The sequence below is a fragment of the Alcaligenes sp. RM2 genome (assembly GCF_052931795.1).
The window spans coordinates 51,329-72,589 of the sequence record NZ_JBRFIO010000008.1; the positions used below are offsets into that span (position 1 = coordinate 51,329).

20 protein-coding genes are annotated in these 21,261 nt (G+C 57.4%); 10 read left to right on the top strand and 10 right to left on the bottom strand.

The genetic code is table 11. The features are described from left to right. Positions 1–4: 4 nt before the first annotated feature. The 3 genes from ACU6HM_RS18495 to ACU6HM_RS18505 all read right to left on the bottom strand — a co-directional run bounded on the left by ACU6HM_RS18495 (position 5) and on the right by ACU6HM_RS18505 (position 3,042). Positions 5–535 (bottom strand): CinA family protein, encoded by a 531-nt coding sequence (locus ACU6HM_RS18495; RefSeq protein ID WP_250756994.1) that lies wholly within the window; start codon positions 533–535, stop codon positions 5–7. A 129-nt stretch (positions 536–664) separates the two neighbouring features. Further along, a complete protein-coding gene (locus ACU6HM_RS18500) occupies positions 665–1,129 on the bottom strand; it encodes a MarR family winged helix-turn-helix transcriptional regulator (RefSeq protein ID WP_250756993.1) in 465 nt (154 codons plus the stop codon). Beyond that, positions 1,129–3,042: an FUSC family protein gene (locus tag ACU6HM_RS18505; protein ID WP_250756992.1), complete on the bottom strand. Its 1,914-nt coding sequence runs from the start codon at positions 3,040–3,042 to the stop codon at positions 1,129–1,131. Before ACU6HM_RS18505 ends, ACU6HM_RS18500 begins: the two co-directional genes overlap by 1 nt. A 374-nt stretch (positions 3,043–3,416) precedes the next feature. On the opposite strand from ACU6HM_RS18505, the gene ACU6HM_RS18510 reads away from it, so the two are divergent. Continuing rightward, complete coding sequence (locus ACU6HM_RS18510) at positions 3,417–5,123, top strand: FMN-binding glutamate synthase family protein (RefSeq protein ID WP_009460959.1); 1,707 nt, start codon at positions 3,417–3,419, stop codon at positions 5,121–5,123. Positions 5,124–5,143: 20 nt separating this feature from the next. Here the strand turns inward: ACU6HM_RS18510 and ACU6HM_RS18515 are convergent, their stop codons facing one another. After that, positions 5,144–5,308, bottom strand: a complete 165-nt coding sequence (locus tag ACU6HM_RS18515) for a hypothetical protein (protein WP_155624338.1) — start codon at positions 5,306–5,308, stop codon at positions 5,144–5,146. 82 nt (positions 5,309–5,390) lie between these two features. Here ACU6HM_RS18515 and ACU6HM_RS18520 point away from each other — a divergent pair, with 82 nt between their 5' ends. The 4 genes from ACU6HM_RS18520 (at position 5,391) to ACU6HM_RS18535 (ending at position 7,877) form a co-directional block, all read left to right on the top strand. Further along, on the top strand, positions 5,391–5,807 hold the full coding sequence (locus ACU6HM_RS18520) for a hypothetical protein (RefSeq protein ID WP_021446777.1): 417 nt from the start codon (positions 5,391–5,393) through the stop codon (positions 5,805–5,807). Between the two features lie 56 nt (positions 5,808–5,863). After that, positions 5,864–6,481, top strand: coding sequence for an SCO family protein (locus ACU6HM_RS18525; RefSeq protein WP_446764181.1), 618 nt, complete (start codon positions 5,864–5,866; stop codon positions 6,479–6,481). Positions 6,482–6,501: 20 nt separating this feature from the next. Further along, the gene (locus ACU6HM_RS18530) at positions 6,502–6,981 is read left to right on the top strand and encodes a copper chaperone PCu(A)C (protein ID WP_021446778.1); all 480 of its coding nucleotides are present in this window, start codon (positions 6,502–6,504) and stop codon (positions 6,979–6,981) included. Between the two features lie 326 nt (positions 6,982–7,307). Beyond that, complete coding sequence (locus tag ACU6HM_RS18535) at positions 7,308–7,877, top strand: HdeD family acid-resistance protein (RefSeq protein WP_009460967.1); 570 nt, start codon at positions 7,308–7,310, stop codon at positions 7,875–7,877. 201 nt (positions 7,878–8,078) lie between these two features. On the opposite strand, the gene ACU6HM_RS18540 is transcribed toward ACU6HM_RS18535, so the two are convergent. The 5 genes from ACU6HM_RS18540 to ACU6HM_RS18560 form a co-directional block, all read right to left on the bottom strand. Then, a complete protein-coding gene (locus ACU6HM_RS18540) occupies positions 8,079–8,693 on the bottom strand; it encodes an HAD-IB family hydrolase (protein WP_446764182.1) in 615 nt (204 codons plus the stop codon). Positions 8,694–8,762: 69 nt separating this feature from the next. Beyond that, the gene (locus ACU6HM_RS18545) at positions 8,763–10,142 is read right to left on the bottom strand and encodes an NCS2 family permease (RefSeq protein WP_021446779.1); all 1,380 of its coding nucleotides are present in this window, start codon (positions 10,140–10,142) and stop codon (positions 8,763–8,765) included. 316 nt (positions 10,143–10,458) lie between these two features. Then, positions 10,459–12,210 (bottom strand): FUSC family protein, encoded by a 1,752-nt coding sequence (locus ACU6HM_RS18550; RefSeq protein ID WP_021446780.1) that lies wholly within the window; start codon positions 12,208–12,210, stop codon positions 10,459–10,461. Continuing rightward, positions 12,197–13,246: a multidrug transporter subunit MdtN gene (gene mdtN, locus ACU6HM_RS18555; RefSeq protein WP_021446781.1), complete on the bottom strand. Its 1,050-nt coding sequence runs from the start codon at positions 13,244–13,246 to the stop codon at positions 12,197–12,199. Before mdtN ends, ACU6HM_RS18550 begins: the two co-directional genes overlap by 14 nt. Before the next feature lie 7 nt (positions 13,247–13,253). Further along, entirely contained in the window at positions 13,254–13,508 is a 255-nt protein-coding gene (locus tag ACU6HM_RS18560) for a YtcA family lipoprotein (protein ID WP_446764183.1), read from the bottom strand. A 202-nt stretch (positions 13,509–13,710) separates the two neighbouring features. On the opposite strand from ACU6HM_RS18560, the gene ACU6HM_RS18565 reads away from it, so the two are divergent. The 4 genes from ACU6HM_RS18565 to ACU6HM_RS18580 are packed head-to-tail and all read left to right on the top strand — an operon-like array spanning position 13,711 to position 19,067. Beyond that, positions 13,711–15,345, top strand: a complete 1,635-nt coding sequence (locus tag ACU6HM_RS18565; RefSeq protein WP_446764184.1) for a Na+/H+ antiporter — start codon at positions 13,711–13,713, stop codon at positions 15,343–15,345. Positions 15,346–15,386: 41 nt separating this feature from the next. Next, positions 15,387–16,859, top strand: coding sequence for an amidohydrolase family protein (locus ACU6HM_RS18570; RefSeq protein ID WP_446764185.1), 1,473 nt, complete (start codon positions 15,387–15,389; stop codon positions 16,857–16,859). 20 nt (positions 16,860–16,879) lie between these two features. Continuing rightward, on the top strand, positions 16,880–17,566 hold the full coding sequence (locus ACU6HM_RS18575; RefSeq protein WP_203144911.1) for a MarC family NAAT transporter: 687 nt from the start codon (positions 16,880–16,882) through the stop codon (positions 17,564–17,566). A gap of 10 nt (positions 17,567–17,576) precedes the next feature. Beyond that, positions 17,577–19,067 (top strand): TolC family protein, encoded by a 1,491-nt coding sequence (locus ACU6HM_RS18580; RefSeq protein WP_446764186.1) that lies wholly within the window; start codon positions 17,577–17,579, stop codon positions 19,065–19,067. A 99-nt stretch (positions 19,068–19,166) separates the two neighbouring features. Here the strand turns inward: ACU6HM_RS18580 and ACU6HM_RS18585 are convergent, their stop codons facing one another. Then, positions 19,167–20,300: an aminotransferase class V-fold PLP-dependent enzyme gene (locus ACU6HM_RS18585; RefSeq protein ID WP_446764187.1), complete on the bottom strand. Its 1,134-nt coding sequence runs from the start codon at positions 20,298–20,300 to the stop codon at positions 19,167–19,169. Positions 20,301–20,536: 236 nt separating this feature from the next. On the opposite strand from ACU6HM_RS18585, the gene ACU6HM_RS18590 reads away from it, so the two are divergent. Continuing rightward, positions 20,537–21,205: a metallophosphoesterase gene (locus tag ACU6HM_RS18590; protein ID WP_035268369.1), complete on the top strand. Its 669-nt coding sequence runs from the start codon at positions 20,537–20,539 to the stop codon at positions 21,203–21,205. Positions 21,206–21,261: the final 56 nt, after the last annotated feature.

A 21,261-nucleotide genomic window follows, 5' to 3' on the forward strand; every position in this document is an offset into this window, starting at 1 on the left:
AGTATCAAACGCCAGGGGTCACACCCTGGCGTTCTTGTTTAACCAGCCGCAACCAATGCTCGATGCGCAGCAAGGCATGATTCGCACTTTGCTGGCGGATTTCATCCCGCGTGCCATCGAAAACAATCGTTTCCGTATAGACGACCAAAGGATCAAATTTATCCTGTGGCTTGAACAGCCAGGCAAAACATTGCGTGCCGGCCGGAATCTGCGGCTCCGCAATATCGTCAGCCACCCCCGTATTGGCAATGATCAAATTGGCCGGGGTCAATTCTGCGGCTCCTTTGGCCATGGCCCGCGCCACTGCCTCACTGCACAGATTGTTTTCCGCCAACACCCGCTGATCGACGCCCAGGCAGCGATACTTGGCCTGCGGAGAATACGTCACAAAAGCACAATCCAATACAGCTGCCGCCCCCGCTTGGTCAGCCAGCGTGGACGCAATCAACCCTGCCGTGCAGGATTCTGCGGTTGCCAGCGTCAGCTGGGCCTCGCTCATGGTTTTAACCAAGCGTGCAAGATCTACATCGTTCATGGCATACCCTCCTTATTGCTGAAACAAGGACGGTTTATTCAACCATAAAGTAAAAAAGCAGGAAACCAGCTCCTGCTTTCTGCTCACCATCTGGAACATGCGCTTACGCTACCCCGCCCAGGCCCTTGATCAATCCCCGAACAGGCTGGACATATCCGTTGCTTCCAGCCCCAAATTGCCGGCCAGCGCGTCAAAACAACGCAAAGCCGCTTCTATATCTGCGTCCGCAATCCCTTCAAACAGGGGAGCACGGGATTGGCGCAGCAATTCCAGCAGGCGTTCGTGAAAGTCCCGCCCTTTTTCAGTCAGACACAACAGGCGAGCGCGCTTGTCCTGCTCGTCGGGCACACGCTCCAGCAAACCGCCGGACTCCAACTGGTCGATCAGGCGCACCAGGGTGGGGCCTTCCAGACGCATCATGCGTGCCAACTGCCCTTGCCGTATGGGTTCTCCCAACTGGGCCAGATAGCGAATCGGCAGGATGGTGGCCTCGGACACGCCATAACGCACCAGCGTCTGATCCAGTTCACGACGATACAGGCGCGCCAGCACAATCATGGACAGGCCAAATCGTTCATAAAGTTGGTGATTCATCAGGAAGTCTCCACAGCGCGCGGCGTAGCATCAGGCGGGTAAGCATAAACCAGAACCGCTTGCGCCCCTTGCAAGGACTGCGCCACATCCATGATCGCCTGCCTCAATACCATGTCGGTACAGGATTGGCTGAGACGCAGCAATTGCTGGGCCAACTCCACGGGCTGATGCTCAAACCCTTCCAGCAACTCACAGACCAGCTCCACACAAGCTTGCTGCTCCGTTCCGCGTTTGGCCAGCCGCTTCAGCGCGACCACGCCATGGCCCAGGTTGATCAAGGACAGCAAACCATGAGGGGTCTGCTCGCCCATCCAGTGCCAGAGACGCACCCATTGACGCGCTACCCGCGCACGCCAGACCCGGAACAGGCGTGGGCGCGAACGCTTGATCAAGGGATACAGTTCGCGCACCACACGTCTGACCAAGGCTTGGCCACGAGGATGAGTACGGCGAGGCAAAAGAAAGAAAGCACTGCACACGACCGCGGAGCCCGCCAGCAAAGGCAAGGACTCCTTCAAGATGATGGGCCAAGTAACCGCCGCCATCCCGGCCTGACTGGCCAGCTGGAAACACATATTCGCGTCCAATGCCCAGGTCGAAGTAGGACGGTTGGCACGTAACAAACCGCCGATCACCAAAAAAGGAAGCACGGACAGAATGACCTGCCAGTCCGCAACCAGGTGTACCTGGACGAAATAGCGATAAAAGCTGGCTACCAGCACGCCCACGGCAATCCCGGTAAACATGGTTCGGCTCATCAGTTGCGGACGCGGCATGGAGCCCAAAATAATGGAGAACGTACACACCCCAATCGCCATCAACTCCAGCGCGGGGCTGGCCAAAGCGTAAGCGATACCACCTGCAGTGAAAGCAGCCAGGCCACTGACCAGGCCTGTGCGGATTGCCAAGGGCCAATCCACCGAAACAGCAGGCGTCGTCAGAAAACGGTGCCGTCTGGGCTGCACCCGTTCAGCGAACAACCCATGCTCCGCCCTTTGTATTTGACCCATTGCACGGCGCAAGCGCGCCAGACTGATCTGCCCCTCTTGCCGCAAGGCTGTCTTGCCCAGCACCCGCAAACTCAGACCGTCCTGCAAGCGTTGTGCCTGTTCCTGCAAGTCGCGTGCATAATCCGCGGCAGGCGAGAGGCCCTGCTCCCTTTGCTGGACAATCAGCGCGCTGGCGGCCAAAAGCTCAATCACGGCGTACAGAAACGCATCCACATAAGGCAGGCGTCGATAAGCATCCAGAGAGCCTGCCGCCAGAATACGGGCTTGGGCATCCAGATCTACAATCTCCTGGCGGACACGGCTCCACGAGCTCTGATCCGGCTGCTGATAAGACGGCCCCAAAGCATGAGCAGCGATGCGCAAGGCATCCGCCGCCAGGACACGTACGCGCTCGTAATACGTTTTGCGCTGACTGCGCGGCGTTGTCCGCGAGCACAGCAAGGTGGTGACCACGACCCCGATCAGCGTGCACTCCACTCGCGACAAGGCCAAATCCAGTGACGCATCCGGAGCCAGCACCGAGGGCAAGACCACCACGCCGATCGTGATCCCCGCCAGCATGGGCAAGTAAGAAAAAGCGCCCCGAAACACATGGGTCAAGGCCGAGGCCACCCCCACCACCAGGGCCATCCCCAGCAATTGCAGATAAGGATTGGGCAAGTGCAGGAACGCCAATCCCAAACCGGCCCCCACCAACGTTCCCAAAATCCGCCACAAAGCCCGCTCGTACACCAGCCCCCGATACGCTTGCGACAGCACCCACACCGGCATGGCAGCCCAAAACGGGTTATCAACGGAAAGCAGAACAGCGATGGTGAACGACAGCCACGCTGCCAAGGCCAAATTCAGGCCATGCACAAGCGCAGGTCGATCCAGCTGGATCCAGGAAAGAGAGGGAAACATAAAAGACAGGGGACAGAACAAAGGCTAAAGCATGATTATATAGATAGCTTACCTACCTATTCAATTAAAACTCGCTGAATATCGTGTTTATGGCAGCTCCGGCCCTGCCCGCCAGACATAAGCTTCAAGGCAGAACACCCTGTTTCATGCTGCACCGCAACAGCCTCCCTGGTTTCCATCAAGCCTTTCAAAACTAAACAATTTGCGCCCTGCCCCGCCCTTTTTCAGCCACTCCATGGTTGTTTGTTAGTTTTCATAAACTATCGCCATCCAGGCATGGTCAAACCGTACGGGAGCGTTCTATGATGTTGGCAGCCTGACCGGCAGGTACCCGAAATCCTGCCCGTCACCCCGTTTTCTTGGCAGGAGTCTTTATGCAAAAGTGGCTGACACGCTACACCGCCTTCTACATCATCATTGGCCTGACCGCCTTTTTCTTGCTGCTTTCCTTGTTCAGAAGCGCAAGCTGGCTATGGCTGGCGATACCAGGGCTGGCCCTGTGCATTCAGGGCTTGGTGGACATCACTCAAACTCGTCACGCCATTCGTCGTAACTATCCGGTTATCGGTAATCTGCGCTTTATCTTTGAAGCCATACGCCCTGAGATTCGCCAGTACTTTCTGGAAGGCGATGAGCAGCAACTGCCTTTTTCGCGGGCGGACCGCTCCCTGGTGTACCAGCGCGCCAAACAGCAGGTCGACAAGCAGCCTTTTGGTACTCACCAGGAGGTCTACAACAATGGGTACGAGTGGATCAACCACTCCATGACGCCCAAGCACATCAAGGACTCACAGTTCCGTATCAAGGTGGGTGGGCCGGACTGTACCCAGCCCTATTCGCTGTCCGTGCTGAATATTTCCGCCATGAGTTTTGGGGCGCTGTCGGCCAATGCCATCCTGGCCCTGAACAAGGGCGCCAAGATGGGCAATTTTGCGCATGACACGGGCGAAGGCGGCATCAGCACCTATCACCTGCGTCATGGCGGTGATCTGATCTGGAATATTGGCTCGGGCTACTTTGGTTGCCGCGATGAACAAGGCAACTTCTCGCCCGAACGCTTTGCCGAACGTGCCACTCAGGATCACGTCAAGATGATTGAAATCAAGCTGTCGCAAGGGGCCAAACCTGGCCACGGCGGCATCTTGCCCGGCACCAAGGTCTCGCCTGAAATTGCCCTGGCACGCGGTGTACCGGAAGGCGTGGACTGTAACTCGCCACCTAGCCACAGCGCTTTCCATTCTCCCGTAGAGCTGCTGGAATTCGTGGCCAAGCTGCGTACCTTGTCCGGTGGCAAGCCCGTGGGTTTCAAACTCTGTATCGGGCACCCCTGGGAATGGTTTGCCATTGCCAAAGCCATGCTGAAAACAGGTATCACACCGGACTTTATTGTGGTCGATGGTGCTGAAGGCGGTACCGGTGCCTCCCCCGTGGAGTTCATTGACCACGTCGGCACCCCCTTGCGCGAGGCTCTGCGCCTGGTTCATAACACGCTGGTGGGTATCGGTTTGCGCGAACAAATCCGCCTGGGTGCCTCGGGCAAGATCATCAGCGCCTTTGATATGGCCCGCATCATGGCCCTGGGTGCTGACTGGTGCAATAGCGCGCGTGGTTTCATGTTTGCCGTGGGTTGCATTCAGGCGCAGGCCTGTCATACCGACAAGTGCCCCACTGGCGTGGCGACACAAGATCCGCAGCGTCAAAAAGCCCTGGTGGTTGATGACAAATCCCTGCGCGTGGCCAGCTTCCATGGCAATACGCTCAAAGCCCTGGCTGAACTATTGGGTGCGGCGGGCCTGGAACATCCGGACCAGTTACGTCCCCACCATATTGCCCGCCGTATCAGCAACGGCGAAGTGCGCGTGATGTCGGCTCTGTTCCCGGATCTGAAAAAAGGCGAACTCTTGCGCGGCCACTATCGTCAAACGATTTTCCGTGTGGGCTGGCCTATGGCTAACCCCGACTCCTTTGAACCGGCCTATAGCCTGAGCAAAGCCTTGTCGTACTTGAATGATGAAGCTGATCCTGAAGAAATCATGAAAAAACAGGATGCAGCTGACAGCGCAGGCCAAGCTCTGGCTTAACGCTGCAAGCGGCAGTCTCCCTAGTGGGACTGCCGCCGGGTCCCTACCCCCGCATCCACTTCCCCGTAAACTTCAACGCCCGACGGTCGACTCCAGCTGCTGTCTGCAGAGCGATCCGGTGTTGAACACGCCGCCAGCCCCAGCACCATGACCAAGGCGCTCAGCACCCCATAAATCTGTCGCATATCAAGCTCCTTGATGATAGGCGTCTACTGTGCCACAGAATCTGGGCAAACTGATTTCCATCTGTACTAGAATGCTCTGATCATGATCAGGCACTGCGCATTCCCCACCTCAGGTACTCGCAGCCGGTTTTTACTGGTGCTGGCAATCTGCGCCCTGCTTTTGCGTGGTCTGATCCCCAATGGCTACATGCCCAGCGCCGACCCTGCCAATGCAGCCGCGCTCAGCCTGTGCGTTCAGGGCGACCCTTTCCTGGCGCAATGGAGCAGCCAGCTACCTGGCGGCCCGAAGCACGACGAACAACACAGCCTGCATGCGGCCTGTCTGTTCGCCCAGGCCCAGGCGCAAAAAGCCTTGAATGATGATCCCAGCCCTGCCTGGAATCTGACACCTACACCACGACATACCTGGGACACTGCCCAACAGGCGGCGGTTCCCGTTCTTCCCCTGACGGGCCCGCCCCTGAGTGCGCGCGGTCCCCCCTCCACGCTCGTTTCCTGACCAGCCTCGGCTGCCCGGCGCAGCCATCTTATGTTGTCAATTAGCGGGATATTTCTATGAACGCCTCCTTCTCACGCCGCCAGCTCCTGCTTGCCATGCTGGCGACTCCTCTGGTCCTGAGCGCCTGCGGCGACAAGGCCCCCAAGCAGCCCGCCTTTCGCAATCTGGAAGGTGTAGACATGAGCAGTGCCGACTTTGCCAAGGATTTCAGCTTGCTGGATACCGAAGGCCAACGTCACACCATGGCCGACTATCGCGGCAAGATCGTGCTGATCTTCTTTGGTTTTACCCAATGCCCCGACGTCTGCCCCACAGCCCTGACTCGTGCCGTCGACATCAAGGAACAGTTGGGCGAGGATGGCGACAAGCTGCAAGTCTTGTTTATCTCCATTGACCCGGAGCGCGACACGCCCGAACTGCTGCAGGCCTACATGCAGGCTTTCGACCCCAGTTTCGTGGCCCTGCGCCCCACCGAGGAAGAGCTGGCCAAAACCGCCAGCGACTTCAAAGTCTTCTATCAAAAGGTTCCTACCGGCTCCAGCTACACCATGGACCACAGCGCCTTGACCTATGTGTATGACACACAAGGCAAGTTGCAGATCGCCCTGCGTCATACGCAAACGGCTGAAGAAGCCGTGGCTGATATCCGCCAGGTACTGGCGCTGAGCAAGTGAACCCCAACAGGATTACCAACATGAAACGTACTATTGCTCGCTCTCTTTTTTCCCTGGCCGCCTTGCTGAGCCTGCCCACTCTGGCCCAGGCCGAAGTCACCGTGACCGATCCCTGGGTTCGCGCCACGGTTCCCGGCCAGCAAGCCACCGGCGCCTTCATGGTGCTGCAATCCACCGACAACGCCCAATTGCTGGGCGCCAGCAGCAGCTTGAGCAAACAGGTAGAGGTACACGAAATGGCGATGGAAAACGAAGTCATGCGCATGCGCCAGGTTGAAAAAATCGACCTGCCCGCTGGCAAGGCTGTGGAACTGAAACCCGGCGGCTACCACATCATGCTGCTGGGTCTGGACAAACAGGTTGAGGCGGGCAGTTCCGTGGATCTCACCCTGGAAATCCAGAATGCCGCCGGTCAAAAGGAAGAGCTGAAAATCAGCGCTCCGGTCCGTGCCTTGAACACCAAGGCTGGCCAGGGTCACCAGGGCGCACACGGCCACTAAGGCCCTGTTCCCACCCCTTCAAACCGCCTGTTTTACCGGTTTGAAGGGCTTTGTTTCAGACTTCCGGGTTTTCCATAATTGGCTGGTTTTGATTAGCTAACGTACATTGAAACCACTGACATAGTGTCAGTAAGCTGTCTGAAACACAGCTTTCCCAAACTGTCATCATGACAGTTCACCGCCGCCAGAGCGGCCCATAGGCCCTACCGCAACGGTAGGGCCTTCGTGTTTCTGCAGCAGGCTCTTTGCATATCACTAGGCCCTTGCCCGGGTCTGGAGTAAAGTTAAGACCGTAGCGTCGGTTTAACCTTGCAAGGAGTACATAGATGGCTCTAAGTCCACATGACAACAATCGCTCTGAGTTGCTACGTCAACTGCCCTTGAAACCAGGATGGTTTATTGGTTTGGGCATCGCCCTGATTATTCTGGGTCTGATCGCCTTGATCTACGTGGTTGGCGCCACGGTTGCCAGCGTGGTGTACGTCGGCATCCTGATGACCATAGGCGGCGTGCTGCATCTGGCTCATGCATGGAGTTCCAAAGGCTGGCGCGGCTTTCTGTTCTGGAGCTTGAGCGGCATTTTGTACTTGTTCGCCGGTTTGATTGCCATCAGCAACCCCTTGGTAGGTGCCACCGTCCTGACCCTGATTTTTGGCGCCTTCCTGATTGCTTCCGGCGCATTCCGACTCTGGATCTGGTTTCAGAACCGGGCCCAGGCAGGTGGCGGCTGGATGGCCTTTTCCGGCCTGATTACACTGGCAGCCGGTTTGATCATTGCCGCAGGCTGGCCCGGCAATAGTGTATGGATTCTGGGCCTGATACTGGGTATTGATTTGCTGACCCAAGGTTGGGCCAGCTTGTTGATTGGTATGGCAATCAAGCGCAATCAGAACTAAACCATCGGCCAGGATCAAACCCCTGCGTCGGGATTGATCTCCGCTGACTAAATCACTGCAAATCACTCCGAAAAAATGCCCGACCAGAAGCAGATTCTGGTCGGGCATTTTGCTATCTTGATCTCCCGCCCTGGACTGTAGATCTGCCACCAGGCTGCCAAGCCTGCAACTCACGCGGTACAGAGCAAACCCTACAATCGACTATCGGACTCCCAGAGCTGGCAGAGCGGCATCCCGTCCCCGCAGCCAGGGCTGACGCGTATGGGCCAGCATCTGCGCATCACCGGGGCTATCACCATAGGCCATATCCAGCTCCACGGGTTTATCTCCCAGCCACGCCTGCAAGCGATTCACCTTCTCCTGCCCCCAGCAATTGGCGCTGGCCATGCCCACACAACCTTGTTGATCATCAAAGGCCAACTCTGTCGCCAGCACCTGAGCCATTCCCTGTGCTTGCCCCCAGGGCTGTAAATAAATGGACGGCGAGGCACTGACCAGCACCACCGTATCTCCCCGCTCTCGATGGGCACGGACTCGCTCCATCATTTCCGGGCGGACAATCTGCGGCACATAGTCCCGCACGTAAGTGGCGGCTAAAGCCTGAACCTGCTCCCGGCTCAAACCACCCAAGGCACTGCGTAGAAAACGGTGCTTGATCGCCTGACGACGCTGCGGACCGCGATCCCAGACCAGGACGCGAGGCACGCAAGCTAAATAGGCACGAATACAGACTGGCCAGCCTCGCATGCGACGTATAAAGTCCTGCAAGCTGTCCCGGTCTGTAATCGTGCCATCAAAATCAAATGCGACCAGCACAGGTACCCCTTTGGTTTTCAGAAAAAGGGCTAGTGTAAAGGGGAACACCAGCCCTTCCCAAGCCCTGCTTTATAAGGCCCAGCCACCCAGGTAGAAAACAACCAAGGCAATGGCAATCAGAACCGTGCCCACATTCAGACGACGCAGTTCACCCGAGAACAGGCGACCCAGCACCAGCGTGCAAAAGCCCAGCATGATGCCTGTGACGATATTGACGGTCAGCACGATAAACACGGCGCACACCAGACCCGCCATGGTGTCGACCGTATCTTCGGTATTCAGATGACGCACGCCGCCCAGCATCAGCAAGCCCACATACATCAAGGCAGGCGCAGTCGCATAGGAAGGCACCAGACCGGCCAAAGGCGACAAGAAGATCAGCATCAGGAAACCCAGGCCAACCACCACCGCGGTCAGACCGGTACGTCCCCCGGCGGCTGTGCCGGCAGCTGATTCAATATAGGCGGCGGCAGGCGAAGCCCCCAAGCTGGCTGACACCAAAGAGCTGAGCGAGTCCGTCGTCAGGGCGCGACTGCCATTGATGATCTGGCCATCCTTGTCCAATTGCCCGGCATTGCCCGCGACCGCACGAATCGTGCCGGTCGCATCAAACACGGCCGTCATCACCAGAGCCAGCACACTGGGCAGGACGACCGCATTCAAGGCCCCGCCTATGTCCATGGCACCGATCAAGGAGTTCTCGCCCAGCAGGCTAGGCATGGCAAACAGGCCAGTAAAACGCACATTGGGATCGAAGATCAGGCCTACCGCCGACAGACCCAAGATCACCAGCAAGATACCGCCCGTGACACGACGGCGCTCCAGGCCAAAAATCGCTGCCAGACCCAGCACACTCAGCCAGACCGGCATGGACGTGACGTCCCCCAGGGCAACCGGCAGACCTGCGCCCGTATTACGGGTCACCAGACCTACCTCGTTGGAGGCGATCATCAGCAAGAACAGGCCAATTCCGATACCCGTGCCATGCGCGATGCCCAGGGGCAAATTGCGCAGAATCCAGGTACGAATCCCAGTGGCGGAAATCAGGGTAAAGATCAGGCCCATCAGGAACACGGCACCCAGGGCGACGGCCGGGCTAAGTTGCTGGCCCAGCACCAAGTCAAAAGCCAAGAACGCAGTCAAGGACAAGGCACAGCCCACCGCAATGGGCAGATTCGCCCACAGCCCCATCAGCAGGGAGCCAAAAGCACTGGTCAGACACACGGCCACAAAGACCGACGAGGTATCAAAGCCCGCCTTGCCCAGCATGGACGGTACGACAAATACGGAATAAACCATTGCCAGGAATGTCGTCAGCCCTGCCAAGACCTCCTGACGCAGAGAACTGCCGCGCTCTGTATAAGCAAAATGTTTCTGCAACCAACCGCCAGCAAGCGGAGGGACCAGGGCCTCCTGCCCTGGCCGCAATGCGGATTCTTGCTCAGCCATACTTCATGCTCCTTTATCAGTATTGTGATGTCTGAAACGGTACGTTGCCGTCATCAGGAATCAGTAATGGACAGTTCCAGCCCCAAAGGGGGCAAGAGACTTCTCACACGCTGAATCAAAGAAAACGCCGAGCAAAGACGAGTCCTGCCCTGCCCGCAACAAGGTGCAGACATAGGCAGAAAGAAGTAGGTATGCGGGGGTGTCTCCGACCGAACCGAGGCCTTTTCGGCGCTTCTTTTGATCCCGATAATGGGAAGTGAGGGCCATTCTACGAGCCGTCAAGGACGGGAAAATCACCTCTAGGTAATGAGGGTTATCAATCGCTTCGGTGGCGAGATACAGGCATATAGGCTTGGCCGATGAACTGCTGGCGCAACTGCTGCCATTGACGTTGCATATCCTGGGCCTGCTGCTGGTCGGGTCGCAAACGCTCTGGTTCCAAGTGCATCAGAGCCAATCCATATTTGGCCGCCGACAGCTCCTGCGCGACGCTGGCTGACTGCTGCACCGCCTGGGCGGGACGTTCCTGCCATAAGCTGCCCAGGCCGCTCAAACTGTCAGAAGCCTTGGCCAAACGCTGACGTACCGAACCTGCAATACTGACAGGCCAGATCTGGGTAAACATCACGTACATCACCGCATTGCCCAGCAAAATACCGATCACCCGATCACGGGCTGAATCCAGATCAAAGCTGGGACCAAAGCCCTGCAAGGTCACCAGATAAAAGGCAAAGGCAATTTGAATGCCGGCATACGAGATACGTTCCGGGCCATAAAATACCCAGGCCCCTAACAGGGACACCAGAAATACCACGACCATCAAGCCGCCAATATCCAGCAGATGCGGCATCACAAACAAGATGGTGATAAAGCCCAGTGCCGCCCCCAGCAAACAGCCCACAATCCGCAAGGTCAGCTTGTGTACGGTTTCCCCGGTAGAGCCCAAAGCGGCCACGTAGCAGGTAATCATGGCGGTATGAATGCCCTGCCAGTCTGCCGCGCTATAGATCAGATAACAAAGCACCGCTGCTGCCGTCGCCTTCAAGGCATGGTGCTGATAAACAGGATTACTAAAGGCGTCGGGCACCATGAAGGAGCCATGTTCCGGATCCGCTTTGCCAATAGACACTGCCCCCGACAAGGCCAGCAAGGCATCGCGCAAATCTTGTTCGGCCAAAGAACTGGAGGCTGACAGCTCGGGCAGATCATTCATCTGCGGCAAACGCCCTTGTTCAATATCCTGTGCGCTGCGTTCACAAATCTGGGCAAATGCTGTGGCCTGCTCATTGTCCAGATGCTGATCGCGCAAGACGGCAACCGCCAGCAAGGCTCGGTAGGTATTCAAGATGGTCTGATCCAGTTCTGCCTGCTCTTGTGCAGGCCGCAAATGAAACAGCCGTATCCAGCCCAGTCGCTTCTGTTGTGCACTGACTCCCAAAGCCAGTTCGTCCCACAAATCCTGCGTATCTGCCTGCCCCATCAAGCCCTGGGCCGACAAACGCAAACGCGCTGCCAGCTCACGGCGCAACACCTTGTGCGGGTACAAACCAAAACAGAGATTGAAGATCAGCACCAGGCCCATGGGGGCGCAGGTCATCAACCAGGCATAAAGCACGGCACGGGTAGCAATCTCGCCAAAGGGCACATAGCCCAACAAGGTCAGCACAAAGGCGATGACCAAGGCAATAATCCCGCCCAAAGGCCCCAGCTTGCTGGCTACCCCGAGAAACAACAGCACAAAGGAGGTCAGCACCATGGCCAGCAAACGCCAGGCCGGATACTGAATCGTGACCTGAATCAGTGGCACCATCAGCAGCACCACAATGGACACCAGCACCACCAGAGCCAGCGCCAGTACCGAGCTCTCGCCGGCATCGGACTTCATCACAAAGAAGATCACAAAGCAGCTGACGGCAGACTCGGGAATACCGTAGTTCATGGCCAGCAGCACCATCAAGGCGCACAGCACCGCCACGCGCCAGCTTTGCGCCAGACGACCGGGGGTGGGCTGCAAGTCTTGCCAGACCAGCCGCGCCAGACCCGACACGCCGGTCTTAGCAGTTGCCATCGCGATGAATAATGGTGGTGGCCGAGGCACCCATGCGCATCAAGTCCTCGGGCGGGGCATCCAGACGGATACGCACCGGAAAGCGTTGCGCTACCCGTACCCAATTCATGGATTTCTGAATATAGGGCAGGCTGCGCGGCAGATTGATCTGCTCCTGACTACTGACGCCCCAACCAATTTCCTCTACCTTGCCCGAGAGCTTGCGCGACGGATCGGACATCACATACACCGTGGCGCAGGCCCCTGGCTTGATCTCCTTCAGATCCGTTTCACGGTACATTCCCGTGACATACCAGGAATCCGTATCCAGCAAGGTAAAGACAGAAGTGCCGGGCATCAGATGTTCCCCCGAGCCGATACGCAAACCCACGATACGACCGTTGTGCGGTGCCTTGACCTGAGTATGTTCCAGGTCACGCTGGGCCATCGCCAAACCTGCCTGTCGCGCTTGCACCATGGCTTCTTCTGCCTGCGTATTGCCGACCAGAGCCTGAGCAGCCCCGGATTGCTCTGTTGCCTGTTTCAAGGTGACTTGAGCATCACGCAGCAAGGTATTGGCTTCATCCAATTGCTGTTGGGAGACATAGCCCTTGGCCGCCAGATTCGCCAAGCGACGCTGGCTTTGCGTGGCCATCGTCAAATTGGTTTTAGCGCGGGTAATCTGATCATCGGCAATGACGGCGTTATGCCCTTCTGCGCGCACAGCCCGTTGCTTCATGTCCAGCGTAGCCTGAGCCAGCGCCAGTTCAGCCTGGGCCTGTTCCAGACGCAGCTGATAAAACACCGGGTCTACGGTAAAGAGCAGCTCATCGCGGCTGACGAACTGACCGTCACGCACCATCATGCGCTCAATATGCCCAGGCAAGGAGCTGGAGATGTGCACCACATCGGCACCGATCACCGCGTCTTCGGACAAAGGGTTGTTCGCAGAGCGCTGCAAATACCACCATGCCAAGACAATGGCGGCGACAACAATCAGCACGCTCAGCAGGCGGGCAGCGCCTTTACGGGGGGAGGATTTCTGTGCCTGGGTCATGGCTCAGTCACTCGAAGAATAGAAGAAGTGCGGCAAAGGTCAGTGCCAGCGTCAAGCAGGCATAGACAGGCAAACGCATGGGCAGGGCATCATCCACTCCCGCACGAATCAGCCCCCAACGAATCAGTAAGGTCAGCAGCACGGCTACCAGCACACACACCAGCCAGGCCGGGAAATACGAACCCGCCATATAGACCGAAGGTGCAAGAGAACATCCCCCCAACAAGGGCAAGACAGCCAGACCGGCTAGTAGCGCACGCATGCGTGGCATCTCCCTGATTATTGTTAAACCGATCTGCGCATGGCGCCCTGATCGCTGCGATGAATTGTACCCGAGCCTGTCAAATACATCATTTATATCTCTGCCGGATTAAGCAACTGTGTATCTATGATTTTCACGAGTATAGTGACAAACATCTTTCTGATAGGGTCTCAATAACCTCGGTTATTTACACAGAGTTGCCATGGATGACGTAAACCTGACTTTAAGCATGCTGGCCGCCGTTTTAATCAGCAACAGCGTGGTCAAGATAATACCTGTTGCCATCCCTGCCCCTCTCGTACAGATTTTGCTCGGCTTTCTGATTGCCGGCTGGTTCAATCATGGGATGACCCTGAATCCGGATCTGTTCTTTTATCTGTTTCTGCCGCCCTTATTATTTCTGGATGGCTGGCGCATTTCCAAGGAAAGTTTAATTCGGGACCGAATTGGCATTCTGGTTCTGGCTTTTATTCTGGTCTTTTTAACGGTATTCGGATTAGGCCACGTGCTGCACTGGCTCATTCCTGCCATGCCTTTGCCAGTGGCCTTCGCCTTGGCCGCCATTGTCTCGCCAACTGACCCAGTTGCCGTCTCGGCTATTACCCGCCGCGTGCCTCTGCCGCCACGACTGCAGGCCTTGCTGGAGGGTGAATCCCTGTTCAATGATGCCAGCGGTCTGGTTGCGTTTCGACTTGCTGTAGCCCTGGCCCTGGGCGGCTCTTTTTCCATCTCGTCTGCCAGCCAGAACTTCCTGTGGTTAACGCTGGCCGGCCTGGTCGTGGGCGTAGTGACCACGCGTGCCCTGCTTTTTCTGCGTAATCTCTTTGTGCGCCGCTGGGGCGAAGAGCCAGGGCCAGAAGTTCTGTTCAGCCTGCTTCTGCCTTTTGCGTCCTACTTCCTGGCCGAACAAATGGAGGCCTCTGGCATTCTGGCCGCTGTCGCGGCAGGCGTGACCATGAGCTACGCCGAGCTCTCGGGCAATGCACTGGCAGCCACCCGTATGCAGCGCAAGACCGTCTGGGACACCTTGCAACTTAGTTTGAATGGCATGATGTTCGTCCTGCTGGGCGAGCAACTACCCGCTATCTTTCGCGGAGCGGTACAGGTTGTCCAGGAGACCGGCCACCACAATCCAGCCTGGCTGCTGGTTTACGCGGTCGCCATGTGTACCACCCTGATTTTGCTGCGTTTTCTATGCGTTTACACTTACCTGTGGCTACGACGTGGCCTGTCCCTGCTGGGCTTGCATCATGATGCTGAGACCGCCCAAGCCAACCCGCGCCTGGTGCTGGTGCTGTCCATTGCCGGGGTACGAGGTGCCGTCACCCTGGCCGGTGTCATGACCTTGCCGCTCACTCTTGCCGATGGCAGTCCCTTTCCTGCCCGAGATCTGGCTATTTTCCTGGCCTCCGTCGTCATTATCGTGTCACTGCTGACGGCCAGCCTGGCCCTGCCACCCATCATGAAACGAGTAAGCTTCCCTGCCCTGCGCCGACGTCAGGAGCAGGAAGAACGGGCCGAGCAAGCCGTACGTCACGCCAGCGCCCAGTCGGTGGCGCAGACATTGAATGACTTGATTGCTCACAATCCCCAGTCCTCAGGGGCGCGTTACACGGCCATGGCCGACCGCGTCCTGGGCACTATTGCTCACAGCCCTCAAGGCGACGGACTGGAGCCGGATCTGGCAGAACAAGCACTGGAAAAAGACATGCAAATCCGAGCCATCCACGCCGCGCGTGAGGCCGTTTACACTTTAGCTCGCACACACCAGATATCCGATGAAATCGCTCGCGAACGGGTCCGCCTGCTGGATCTGATCGAACTGCGTATGTCTTGAGTCCGCCTTCCTTTCATTTATCGTTGATTTTTTAGGACGCCATGCAGACTTACTCCTACCTGGGCCAGTCCCCTGCCCTGCGCCAACAACGCCAAGCCTATCGTCATGGCTTGCCAGCCTGTGTTTGCGCCCACCCCTCCATTCCCTTCATTCACAAGCGCTTGAGTGCATCAGCCAGTTTCGCCCCCAGCGCGGCCCCTGCAGGCCCGGCCTTCCAATCCAATAATGCCCTGGATCAGAAACCCATCGCCCTGGCTCCCAAACTGATCCTGAGCAATCTGCGCCTGTTTGATGGTGAAACAACAGAGCTGAAAAAAGGGCTGGCCGTCCAGATTGACCAGGGCCGCATCACTGCCGTCATGCCGGTTGCCGAGATTCCGGCCGACGCCACCGTCATGGACTGCCAGAACAAAGTCTTGATGCCTGGCCTGATCGACGCCCACTGGCATAGCCTCTTGTGCGCTGTCGACCAGATGACCGCCATGATGGCCGACCCGGCTGACCTGCATTTGATTGCCAGCAAAGAGGCCGAGCGCACCTTGCTGCGCGGCTTTACCACCGTGCGCGATGCCGGTGGCCCCAGCTTCTCCTTGAAACGCGGTATTGATATGGGCTTGCTGCATGGCCCGCGCATCTATCCTAGCGGCGCCATGATTGCGCAAACCGGCGGCCATGCAGACTTTCGTATGCGCTACGAAGTGCCACGCGCAGAAGGCGAGCTAAGCCACACCGAACGAGCAGGTGTAACCTGCATTGCCGATGGTGCCGACCAAGTCCTGCGTCGTGTTCGGGAGCAACTGATGCTGGGCGCCAGCCAGATCAAGCTGATGGCCGGGGGTGGTGTCACCTCCTTGTACGACCCACTGGAAGGACTGCAATTTAGTGATGCCGAACTGCGTGCCGCGGTGGGCGCCGCCAGCGACTGGGGCACCTACGTGATGGTGCACGTGTACTGCGCTCGTGGTATTCAGCGTGCGATCAAGGCTGGCGTGAAATCCATCGAACACGGCCAACTTGCCGACGAAGAAACCGCCCGCATGATGGCTGGCGAAGGCGTGTGGTGGAGCCTGCAGCCCTTTTTGGCCGATGAAGACGCCAACGTCCAGCACGACCCACGCAGCAAGGCCAAGCAACAACAAGTTGCCGTAGGAACCGTACGTGCCTACGAGCTGGCCGATAAATATCAGATCCAGACCGCCTGGGGCACGGACATTCTGTTCACCCCCGCCCATCTACCACACCATGGCCGCATGTTGTCCAAGCTGACCCGTTTTTACAGCCCGCTCAAGGTGCTGAAAATGGCGACCGGAGATAATGGCCGGCTGCTGCAACTGTCGGGCCTGCGCCAACCGTACGAAGGCGAGCTGGGCGTAATCCGAGCCGGTGCCCTGGCCGATCTGCTGTTGATTGATGGCGAACCCGAACAAAGCCTGAGCTTTCTGGAGCAGCCCGAACAGAACCTGCTCTTGATCATCAAGGACGGCAAGATTTACAAGAACGCCCTGCCCGGCTGAAACCTCATCAAGGAGTTCCCATGCCCAACGAAGTGATGCAGTTATTCAAATTGCTTGGTCTGGGGCTGGCATTTTTGCTGCCCCTGGCCAATCCCTTGACCTCAATGGTGATGTACCTGTCATTGGGCGAAACCTTGAGCGCAGCAGAAAAGAAGCAGCAACTGCGTCAGGCGACGCTGTATGTCATTCTGGCCTTGCTGATTACCTACTACGCCGGTTTGTGGATTACTTCGGCACTGGGCATTTCCATGGTGGACATGCGTATCGGGGGCGGGCTGATTGTGGCGTATATCGGCTTTCGCATGCTGTTTCCTCCCACTGTCAGCGACGTGGTTTCCAAGGCAGCCGATCAGAACACCGCCGCCCACAACAATATCGCCTTCGTTCCACTGACCCTGCCCTCTACAGTCGGTCCCGGCACTATGGCTCTGGTCATCAGTGCCTCCTCCAAAATGGCTGGCATGCGCGGGCACTATGCGGAATGGGTGCTGGTGGCCACGCCCATCATTCTGGCCATCCTGATTGGTTTGATCTTTTTCATTTGCCTGCGCTCCTCGCTCAGCATCGTGCGTGTGATCGGGCATAACGGCGTCGATGCCATTTCACGCATCATGGGGTTCTTGCTGGTCTGCATGGCCGTACAACTCGTCCTTGAAGGCGGACAGCAGTATGCTGCTACGCTGCTGACTCATCCTGCTGCCTCCTGAATTTATGTCTATGACTTGTTTTCCTGCATTGCGTCTGACTCTGGCTGTGACGGCCGCCCTGACTCTGGCCGCCTGCGCGGCGCCTGATCACAAACCCATGGCCCAGGCCATGCCCGAGCAAGATGCGCCGGAACCACCTCGCCTGACATTGGCCGAATACAGCGGCCCGGATCAAAGCCAGCCAGCGCCCCGCGTGCAAGCCCATCACGAATACAGCCTGTCAGAACTGATCGACCTGGCCCAACGCCTGAACCCCAGCACCCGCATTGCCTGGGGCGAGGCTCAACAAGCCGCAGAAGCTGCCGGTATGGTGGAAAGCACCTACCTGCCCCTGATCTCCGCCAGCGTGGTGGGCGGCTATATGCGCAGCGACCGCGACAGCAGCGTGCACATTCTGGGTAGAGAAATCGATGTGGATTACGACACCCATTTAAGTGGCGCCGTTCCTTCCCTGACCTTGAAGTGGCTTCTGTTCGACTTTGGCAAACGCGCCGCCTTGCAAGAGGCGGCCGACAAACTGGCCATGGCCAGCCGGATTACCTTCAGTGGTGTGCATCAGGCCGTGATTGCGGAAGTATCCATCAGCTACTTCAACTACAACTCGGCCCGCCAGCGCGAGCAAATCTCTGCCCAAGGGCTGAAAAATGCGGCACTGATTGAAGATATCGCCCTGGAGCGGCAGCGCAATGGGCTGGGCACCCAGATTGAAGTCGCGCAGGCACGACAACTGAAAGCCCAGGCTCGTTTGCACCATGTGAATGCCAGCACTCTGGCACGTCAGTCTTATCAAACGTTGCTGGGTGCAATTGGCCTGTCCCCGGAAACGGAGCTGAAAGTCGCCGATAGCGCCACCCGCCCCCTGCCCGAGAATCTGGATATCCCTGGCAATGACACACTGAAAAAAGCCATCGCCCAGCGGCCCGATGTACAGGCCCTGCAAGCCGCCCATCAGGCCAGTCTGGCAGGCATAGACTCAGCCGAAGCCAGTTTCATGCCCAAGTTGGCCTTGATGGGTTTTATTTCCAAACGCATGGGTTCATTAAGTGTAGGCAGCCTGCCCGAAGTCAGCCCGCAATCCTCCTCCCGAGGCGCCGTGCTGGCCCTGAATATCCCGATCTACGACGCTGGGCTACGCAACAAGCAAGTGCGCGAAGCCCAGTTGCGTGCCGACACCGCGCGCGAACGCGTTGCCAAAACCGAGCAAGACGCCTACAAGCAAATGATCATCGCTGCCGACGCACTGCGAGCTGCTCTGGAGTCTCATCAAGCCGCCACCAGCCTGGTCGAGGCGGCCCAGATCACCTACCAAGGTGCGCTGGAATCCTACCAGGAAGGCTTGACCAGCATGACCTTGCTGACCGAAGCGCACAGCGGTCTATTAGGAGCACAAGAAGCCCAGACTATGGCTCATACCGCAGGTTTGGTCGGCTCTGTGAACCTGGCCTTTGCCATGGGCGAACTCAATCAAGCCCCCAAAACCCCTGGGGATGCCACCAAGTAGTAGGCAAAGAAGAAGCAAGCCGAACTCTACTTGGGAGCAAAAATAAAAAGGGAGCCATGCAAGGCTCCCTTCTCCTGTAGCAACCGCTACTGCAGCAACTTACTGCTCTTCAATCGCATCCAGCGCCTTGGCCAAACGCTCCACCGAGCGTTCCAGATTGTTCAGCTTGTCCAGGCCAAACAGACCAATTCGGAAGGTCTTGAAATCAGCAGCTTCATCACACTGCAAAGGCACACCCGAGGCGGCTTGCAAACCAGCCTTGGCAAACTTCGCGGCCGAATGTATCCCGTCGTCCGTGGTGTAGCACACCACTACGCCCGGTGCCTCGAAGCCCGGTGCCGCCACGCTGCGGAAACCATGTTCGCGGAGCAGAGCGCGCACTTTGCGGCCCAGCTCCAGCTGACGATTGCGGATCCAGTCAAAGCCCAGAGCTTCCGTCTCGGCCATCGCCTCTTGCAGCACTTTCAAGGAGTCGGTAGGCAAGGTGGCGTGGTAGGCATGAGCCCCGTTCTCATACGTTTCCATGATCTGCAGCCACTTGCGCAGATCGCAGGCAAAACTGGTGCTGGTCGTGGTTTCAATGTGTTGACGAGCACGCTCGCTTAACATCACCAGACCGCAACATGCCGAGCCGGTCCACCCCTTTTGCGGCGCGCTGATCAGCACGTCCACACCCACATCCTTCATATCCACCCACACGGTGCCCGATGCAATGCAATCCAGCACAAACAGACCGCCCACCGCATGTACGGCATCCGCAACCTGACGCATATAGTCATCGGGCAACATGATGCCGGAGGCCGTTTCCACATGCGGCGCAAACACCAGGGCCGGTTTTTCAGCCTGAATTGCGGCAACCACTTCTTCGATAGGTGCAGGCGCATAAGCGGCTTGCTTGCCCTCCTCGATCGGGCGGGCTTTCAGAACCGTGGTGCTGGCGGGAATGGAACCCATGTCAAAAATCTGAGTCCAGCGGTAGCTGAACCAACCATTGCGTATCACCATGCACTTGCGGTCCGTTGCAAACTGACGGGCCACCGCTTCCATGCCAAACGAGCCACTGCCCGGCACCACAATCGCCGAATGTGCCTGATAGACCTGCTTGAGCGTGCGGGAGATTTCGCGCATCACTTCCTGGAAGGTCTTGGACATATGGTTCAAGGCGCGGTCGGTGTAGACCACCGAATATTCAAGCAGGCCGTCCGGATCAACGGGAGTGCTGGTTTGAGACATGAAAACCTCGGAATTCTGGTAGAGAAGATATAAGGATCAAAGGATTTTAGACCAAGCAGCTCTGTACAGGCGACTTGCCCCCAAGCTTCGTCCGGCTGCAGCCAAATCACAACTCAAACTCTTCGCTATGGGCTGTTCTGCAGGAGGTGTTATTGCGCTTCTTCTGCTTTCTTGACTCGGCCTGCCGCCCTGAGTACCGTGATGAGCACGTTTGATCTAGTCCGGGTTTCATCATCATGCAGGTAGCACACTTCAGCCAGAACACCTTGGGACGCGATATTGCGGTTGGCGATATTCACGGTTGCTTCTCCAAGCTGAAAACGTCTTTAAAGCGGATTCGTTTTGATCCGTCCAAGGACCGCCTTTTTTCGGTGGGCGATCTGGTGGATCGCGGTCCGGAGTCGCATCATGTTCTGGAGTGGCTGGACCTGCCCTGGTTTCATGCAATTTGTGGCAATCACGAGCAGCTGACCTGGCGGCGGGCGATTGGGCAGCCTATTCAGGAAGTGGACCATCGCGTGCATGGTGGGCTATGGCTGGACGATTGCACCTCAGACGAGCAGGCACTGATCGCTCAACGTCTGCAAGCCCTGCCTTTGGCGATGGAAATAGAAACGCCCTTGGGACTGGTGGGTATGGTTCATGCCGACTTTCCCTACGACAATTGGCAGCACATTCATACCGAGGGTTTTGATGCCAATGACCGCTATGTCTGTATGTGGTCTAGGGATCGCTATGTGACTGGCTACGATGGCATGGTAGAGGGTCTTCGGGCTTTGGTGCATGGGCATCAGACGACGCACAAGATGCGGCAATTAGGGAATGTGTTTTTCATTGATACCGGCGGGTGGCTGGATCATGGGCATTTCACCTTGCTGGATTTGAAGCGCTTGGTGGCTTTGTAGGGTCTTTCGGCTCTTCGCTCTCGATTAAAAAGATTGTTTTTGCCTAATTAGTTTCT

Coding starts and splice junctions, on each gene's coding strand:
- ACU6HM_RS18495 (WP_250756994.1), bottom strand. CDS start 535: ATGAACGATGTAGATCTTGCACGCTTGGTTAAAACCATGAGCGAGGCC.
- ACU6HM_RS18500 (WP_250756993.1), bottom strand. CDS start 1,129: ATGAATCACCAACTTTATGAACGATTTGGCCTGTCCATGATTGTGCTG.
- ACU6HM_RS18505 (WP_250756992.1), bottom strand. CDS start 3,042: ATGTTTCCCTCTCTTTCCTGGATCCAGCTGGATCGACCTGCGCTTGTG.
- ACU6HM_RS18510 (WP_009460959.1), top strand. CDS start 3,417: ATGCAAAAGTGGCTGACACGCTACACCGCCTTCTACATCATCATTGGC.
- ACU6HM_RS18515 (WP_155624338.1), bottom strand. CDS start 5,308: ATGCGACAGATTTATGGGGTGCTGAGCGCCTTGGTCATGGTGCTGGGG.
- ACU6HM_RS18520 (WP_021446777.1), top strand. CDS start 5,391: ATGATCAGGCACTGCGCATTCCCCACCTCAGGTACTCGCAGCCGGTTT.
- ACU6HM_RS18525 (WP_446764181.1), top strand. CDS start 5,864: ATGAACGCCTCCTTCTCACGCCGCCAGCTCCTGCTTGCCATGCTGGCG.
- ACU6HM_RS18530 (WP_021446778.1), top strand. CDS start 6,502: ATGAAACGTACTATTGCTCGCTCTCTTTTTTCCCTGGCCGCCTTGCTG.
- ACU6HM_RS18535 (WP_009460967.1), top strand. CDS start 7,308: ATGGCTCTAAGTCCACATGACAACAATCGCTCTGAGTTGCTACGTCAA.
- ACU6HM_RS18545 (WP_021446779.1), bottom strand. CDS start 10,142: ATGGCTGAGCAAGAATCCGCATTGCGGCCAGGGCAGGAGGCCCTGGTC.
- ACU6HM_RS18550 (WP_021446780.1), bottom strand. CDS start 12,210: ATGGCAACTGCTAAGACCGGCGTGTCGGGTCTGGCGCGGCTGGTCTGG.
- mdtN (WP_021446781.1), bottom strand. CDS start 13,246: ATGACCCAGGCACAGAAATCCTCCCCCCGTAAAGGCGCTGCCCGCCTG.
- ACU6HM_RS18560 (WP_446764183.1), bottom strand. CDS start 13,508: ATGCGTGCGCTACTAGCCGGTCTGGCTGTCTTGCCCTTGTTGGGGGGA.
- ACU6HM_RS18565 (WP_446764184.1), top strand. CDS start 13,711: ATGGATGACGTAAACCTGACTTTAAGCATGCTGGCCGCCGTTTTAATC.
- ACU6HM_RS18570 (WP_446764185.1), top strand. CDS start 15,387: ATGCAGACTTACTCCTACCTGGGCCAGTCCCCTGCCCTGCGCCAACAA.
- ACU6HM_RS18575 (WP_203144911.1), top strand. CDS start 16,880: ATGCCCAACGAAGTGATGCAGTTATTCAAATTGCTTGGTCTGGGGCTG.
- ACU6HM_RS18580 (WP_446764186.1), top strand. CDS start 17,577: ATGACTTGTTTTCCTGCATTGCGTCTGACTCTGGCTGTGACGGCCGCC.
- ACU6HM_RS18585 (WP_446764187.1), bottom strand. CDS start 20,300: ATGTCTCAAACCAGCACTCCCGTTGATCCGGACGGCCTGCTTGAATAT.
- ACU6HM_RS18590 (WP_035268369.1), top strand. CDS start 20,537: ATGCAGGTAGCACACTTCAGCCAGAACACCTTGGGACGCGATATTGCG.